Annotated in this window: 5 protein-coding genes; all 5 read left to right on the top strand. The window is 68.5% G+C overall.

The genetic code is table 11. The features are described from left to right. Positions 1 to 759, top strand: a 759-nt coding sequence (locus K353_RS33460) for an ABC transporter ATP-binding protein (RefSeq protein WP_111557236.1), incomplete at its 5' end; no start/stop codon positions are given. Positions 760 to 911: 152 nt separating this feature from the next. Next, positions 912 to 2,537: an ABC transporter substrate-binding protein gene (locus tag K353_RS33455; RefSeq protein WP_111557235.1), complete on the top strand. Its 1,626-nt coding sequence runs from the start codon at positions 912 to 914 to the stop codon at positions 2,535 to 2,537. Positions 2,538 to 2,618: 81 nt separating this feature from the next. Continuing rightward, the gene (locus K353_RS33450) at positions 2,619 to 3,545 is read left to right on the top strand and encodes an ABC transporter permease (protein ID WP_111557234.1); all 927 of its coding nucleotides are present in this window, start codon (positions 2,619 to 2,621) and stop codon (positions 3,543 to 3,545) included. Beyond that, complete coding sequence (locus tag K353_RS33445; RefSeq protein WP_111557233.1) at positions 3,538 to 4,551, top strand: ABC transporter permease; 1,014 nt, start codon at positions 3,538 to 3,540, stop codon at positions 4,549 to 4,551. Before K353_RS33450 ends, K353_RS33445 begins: the two co-directional genes overlap by 8 nt. A gap of 16 nt (positions 4,552 to 4,567) precedes the next feature. Further along, the coding region (locus K353_RS33440; protein ID WP_111557232.1) for an ABC transporter ATP-binding protein at positions 4,568 to 5,310 on the top strand (743 nt) is incomplete at its 3' end.

The raw sequence follows: 5,310 nt of genomic DNA, 5'->3' as shown, positions 1-5,310 counted from the left end.
GCCGCGCTCAAGGCGGTGCGCCGCAACATCCAGATGGTGTTCCAGGACCCGTACACCTCGCTGAACCCGCGGATGACGGTCGGCGACATCATCGGCGAGCCGTACGAGATCCACCCGGAGGTGGCGCCCAAGGGCGACCGCCGCAAGGCGGTGCAGGACCTGCTGGACGTGGTCGGGCTCAACCCGGAGTACATCAACCGGTACCCGCACCAGTTCTCCGGCGGCCAGCGCCAGCGCATCGGCATCGCCCGCGGCCTCGCCCTCAAGCCGGAGGTCATCATCTGCGACGAGCCGGTCTCCGCGCTGGACGTCTCGGTGCAGGCCCAGGTGATCAACCTGCTGGAGCAGCTCCAGCAGGACTTCGAGCTCTCCTACATGTTCATCGCGCACGACCTCTCCATCGTCCGGCACATCTCCGACCGGGTCGGCGTGATGTACCTCGGCAAGATGGTCGAGATCGGCACCGACCTGGAGATCTACGACCACGCCACCCACCCCTACACCCAGGCGCTGCTCTCCGCGGTGCCGGTGCCGGACCCGGCGGACCGCGAGAACCGCGAGCGGATCATCCTCTCCGGGGACATCCCCTCCCCGGCCAACCCGCCCTCCGGGTGCCGCTTCCGCACTCGCTGCTGGAAGGCGGAGGAGCGCTGCGCCACCGAGGTCCCGCTGCTCGCCGTCCCGGAGCTGCCGGCCCCCGGCGCCCGGCACGAGTCGGCCTGCCACTTCGCGTCGGAGCGCGAGACCGCCGCGGCGTGAGCCGGCCGCGGCCACCGCGAGGGGGCACCGGGAGACACTCCCGGTGCCCCCTCCGCGTTCCTCCCCCGTCCGGCCCTACTGCGGTCGCGTCGCCGCGGCCCGGCCCTTCTCATGAGGTGAGATGCGTCTTACCCCCCTGAGGAGGAAGCTCCATGCCTGCAGGCACCCGCGTGCGCTGGGCCCTGGTCAGTGCGACGTCCGTGGCCCTGGTGGCCACGGGCTGTGGCAGTAGTGGCAGCGGCTCCGGCAGCGGTTCGTCCGACACCAGCAAGACGTTCACGTACCAGAGCAGCGAGCCGCAGAACCCGCTGCAGCCGGCCAACGCCAACGAGACCGGCGGCGGACGCATCGTGCAGAACCTGTTCAAGGGCCTGGCCGACTACGACCCGTCCAACGGCAAGCTGCGGATGCAGGTCGCCGACTCGATCGACACCAGCGACTCGCAGACCTACAACGTGACGCTCAAGTCGGGCTGGACCTTCCACGACGGGACGCCGGTGACCGCGAAGAGCTTCGTGGACGCCTGGAACTGGGCGGCGAACACCGGCAACAACCAGATCAACAGCTCCTGGTTCGGGGACATCGAGGGCTACAAGGACGTCCACCCGGACAGCGGCTCGCCGACCACCGACAAGATGTCCGGCCTGACCGTCCAGGACGACACCCACTTCACCATCAAGCTCTACAACAAGGTCTCGTACTTCCCGTACAAGCTGGGGTACGTGGCCTTCTCGCCGCTCCCGGAGGGGTTCTTCAAGGACCCGGCGGGCTACGGGCAGAAGCCGGTGGGCAACGGCCCCTACGAGTTCGTCAGCTGGGACCACAACTCGCAGGTGGTCACCAAGACCTTCGCCAACTACCAGGGCGTGGACAAGCCGAAGAACGGCGGCGTCGTCTTCAAGATGTACACCACCGCCGAGGCCGCCTACGCGGACCTGCAGTCGAACAACCTGGACGTGATGGACCAGGTGCCGCCGTCGGCGCTGGCGAACTACAAGAACGACCTCGGCGACCGGGCGATCGACTCCCCGCAGGGCGCGATCCAGAACATCGGCTTCACCCTCTACCAGGCCGACTGGCAGGGCCAGGACAAGGCCAAGGTCCGGCAGGGCCTGTCGATGGCGATCGACCGGGACACCATCACCAAGACGGTGCTCCAGGGCTCGCGCAAGTCGGCCACCGCCTGGGTCGCCGAGGGCGTCGAGGGTTACAAGTCCGGTACCTGCGGGGACTACTGCACGTACAACCCGGACAAGGCGAAGCAGATGATCACCGAGGGCGGCGGCGTCCCCGGCAACGCCGTCAAGATCACGTACAACGCGGACGGCGGCCACAAGGAGTGGGTGGACGCGGTCTGCAACTCGATCCGGCAGGCGACCGGGGTGGATTGCAGCGGCGACCCGAAGACCGACTTCAAGACCGCCCGCGCGGCGATCACCGGGCACCAGATCAACGGCCTGTTCCGCACCGGCTGGGTGCAGGACTACCCGCTGAACGCCAACTTCCTGGCCGACGTCTACAAGACCGGCGCCGCCTCCAACGACTTCGGCTACTCCAGCCCGGAGTTCGACAAGCTCGCCAACGAGGCCGACCAGGCCGCCTCGATCCAGGACACCGCGACCGGCTACCAGAAGGCCGAGGAGCAGCTGGCGGTCGACATGCCGGCCATCCCGCTCTGGTACTACCGGACCAACTCCGGCTACTCCACCAAGGTCCAGAACGTCGCGTTCGACTCCTTCGGCAACCCGGCCTGGACCCAGGTCGAGGTCAAGGGCTGACCGTGCCCGCGCCGGCCCCGTCCTCCCCGCACGGAGGGCGGGGCTCCGGTACTACGTCACCCCTTCGGAGGGAGGGCTCCCATGGGCCGTTACGTGCTACGCCGCGTGCTCCAGATGATCCCGGTGTTCTTCGGGGCCACGCTGCTGATCTTCCTGATGGTGTACAGCCTGCCGGGCGACCCGGTCGCCGCGATGTTCGGCGACAAGGCGGCCGACCCGGCGACCGTGGCCAACCTGCGGCACCAGTACTACCTCGACCAGCCGCTGTGGAAGCAGTACCTGCACTACATGAACAACATCTTCCACCTGGACTTCGGCACCAGCTTCACCGGCCGCCCGGTCTCCGAGATCATGGCGGACGCCTTCCCGGTCACCATCCGGCTCGCCCTGGTCGCCTTCTTCTTCGAGATCGTGATCGGCCTCCCGCTGGGCCTGATCGCCGGCCTCTACCGCGGCAGCGTCGCCGACACCCTGGTGCTGCTGGTCACGCTGATCGTCATCTCGATCCCGGTCTTCGTGCTCGGCTACATCGCCCAGACGATCTTCGCGATCAACCTGGGCTGGGTGACGGCGACCGTCCAGGACCCCCGGGACATCAGCCAGTTGATCCTGCCGGGCCTGGTGCTGGCCTCCCTGTCCCTGGCGTACGTGGCCCGGCTCACCCGCACCTCGATCGGTGAGAACCTGCGCGCCGACTACATGCGCACCGCGGTGGCCAAGGGCCTGCCGCGGCACACCATCATCGGGCGGCACCTGCTGCGCAACTCGCTGATCCCGGTGGTGACCTTCCTGGGCACCGACCTCGGGGCGCTGATGGGCGGCGCGATCGTCACCGAGGGCATCTTCAACATCGCCGGTGTCGGCAACGTCCTCTACAAGGCGATCAACCAGAAGGAAGGCCCGACGGTGGTCGGCATCGTCACCGTGCTGGTGCTGGTGTACCTGGTCGCCAGCCTGGTCGTCGACCTGCTGTACGCCGTCCTGGACCCGAGGATCCGCTATGCCTGACCGGAACGGGGACATCCCCGACGAGCACGACCCGCTGCGGAACATCCAGCCCACCGACAGCGACCACCTGGACTACGTCGGACAGCAGGGACTGGCCGTCGAGCAGGAGACGCTGATCGAGCCAGACCCGGCCAAGCGGGAACAGGCCCGCAGCCTGTGGGGCGACGCCTGGCGGGACCTGCGCAAGCGGCCGACCTTCATCGTCTCCGCCCTGCTGATCCTGCTGCTGGTCATCATCGCGATCTTCCCCGGGCTGTTCACCGACGCCGACCCGCGGGCCTCCGACCTGACCCACGACTACCTGCGCAAGCCCGACTACACCGACTTCTTCGGGGCCGGCTGGTTCGGCTACGACGGCCAGGGCCGCTCGATCTACGCCCGGGTGCTCTACGGCGCGCGGGCCTCGATCACGGTCGGCATCTGCGTCACCCTCGCGGTGACCGTGCTCGGCGGGCTGGCCGGGATGACCGCCGGGTACTTCGGCGGCTGGATCGACGCCGTGCTCTCCCGGCTCACCGACATCTTCTTCGGCATCCCGCTGCTGCTCGGCGCGCTGGTGCTGCTGAACGCGTTCACCACCCGCAACGTGTGGTCGGTGGTGATCGCGCTGGCGGTGCTCGGCTGGACCCAGCTGGCCCGCGTGATGCGCGGCTCGGTGATCACCGTCAAGCAGTCCGACTACGTGGTCGCCGGACGGGCGCTGGGCGCCGGGACGGGGCGGCTGATGTTCCGCCACATCCTGCCGAACGCGCTCGCCCCGGTGATCGTGGTGGCGACCATCGCGCTGGGCGGCTACATCACCGCGGAGGCCACGCTGAGCTTCCTCGGCATCGGCCTCCAGGACCCGACCATCTCCTGGGGCGTGGACATCTCCTCCGCGCAGAAGGTGATCCGCCAGGCCCCGTTCGCCCTGTTCTTCCCGGCCGCCGCGCTCTCCGTCACCGTGCTGGCCTTCATCATGCTGGGCGACGCGGTGCGCGACGCCCTCGATCCGAAGCTGCGCTGAGCGAGGGGAAAGGCACATGAGCACCGTCGCCGACCAGGCCCGACCCGCCCGCGAGGAACCCTTCGACGGGCCGCTGCTGGACGTGAAGGACCTGCACGTCGAGTTCAAGACCCGGGACGGCGTCGCCAAGGCCGTCAACGGCGTCAACTACACCGTCAGCGCGGGCGAGACGCTGGCCGTGCTGGGCGAGTCCGGCTCCGGCAAGTCCGTCACCGCGCAGGCCGTCATGGGCATCCTCGACATGCCGCCGGCCAGCATCCCGCAGGGGGAGATCCTCTTCCGCGGCCGGGACATGCTGAAGATGCCGAAGGACGAGCGCCGCAAGATCCGCGGGCAGAAGATCGCGATGATCTTCCAGGACGCGCTCTCCTCGCTCAACCCGGTGCTCACGGTCGGCTACCAGCTCGGCGAGATGTACCGCAAGCACCGCGGCGACAGCCGCAAGGACGCCAAGGCCAAGGCCGTCGAGCTGATGGACCGGGTCCGCATCCCCGCCGCCAAGGAGCGGGTCAACGACTACCCGCACCAGTTCTCCGGCGGCATGCGCCAGCGCATCATGATCGCGATGGCGCTGGCCCTGGAACCCGACCTGATCATCGCCGACGAGCCGACCACCGCACTGGACGTCACCGTCCAGGCCCAGGTGATGGACCTGCTCGCCGACCTCCAGGCCGAGTACCACATGGGCCTGATCCTGATCACCCACGACCTCGGCGTGGTCGCCGACGTCGCGGACAAGATCGCCGTCATGTACGCCGG

Source organism: Kitasatospora sp. SolWspMP-SS2h, from assembly GCF_003259315.1.
Classification (GTDB): domain Bacteria; phylum Actinomycetota; class Actinomycetes; order Streptomycetales; family Streptomycetaceae; genus Kitasatospora; species Kitasatospora fiedleri.
The sequence above is the reverse complement of the archived record's forward strand: the minus strand, read 5'-3'. Positions and strand labels throughout refer to the sequence as shown.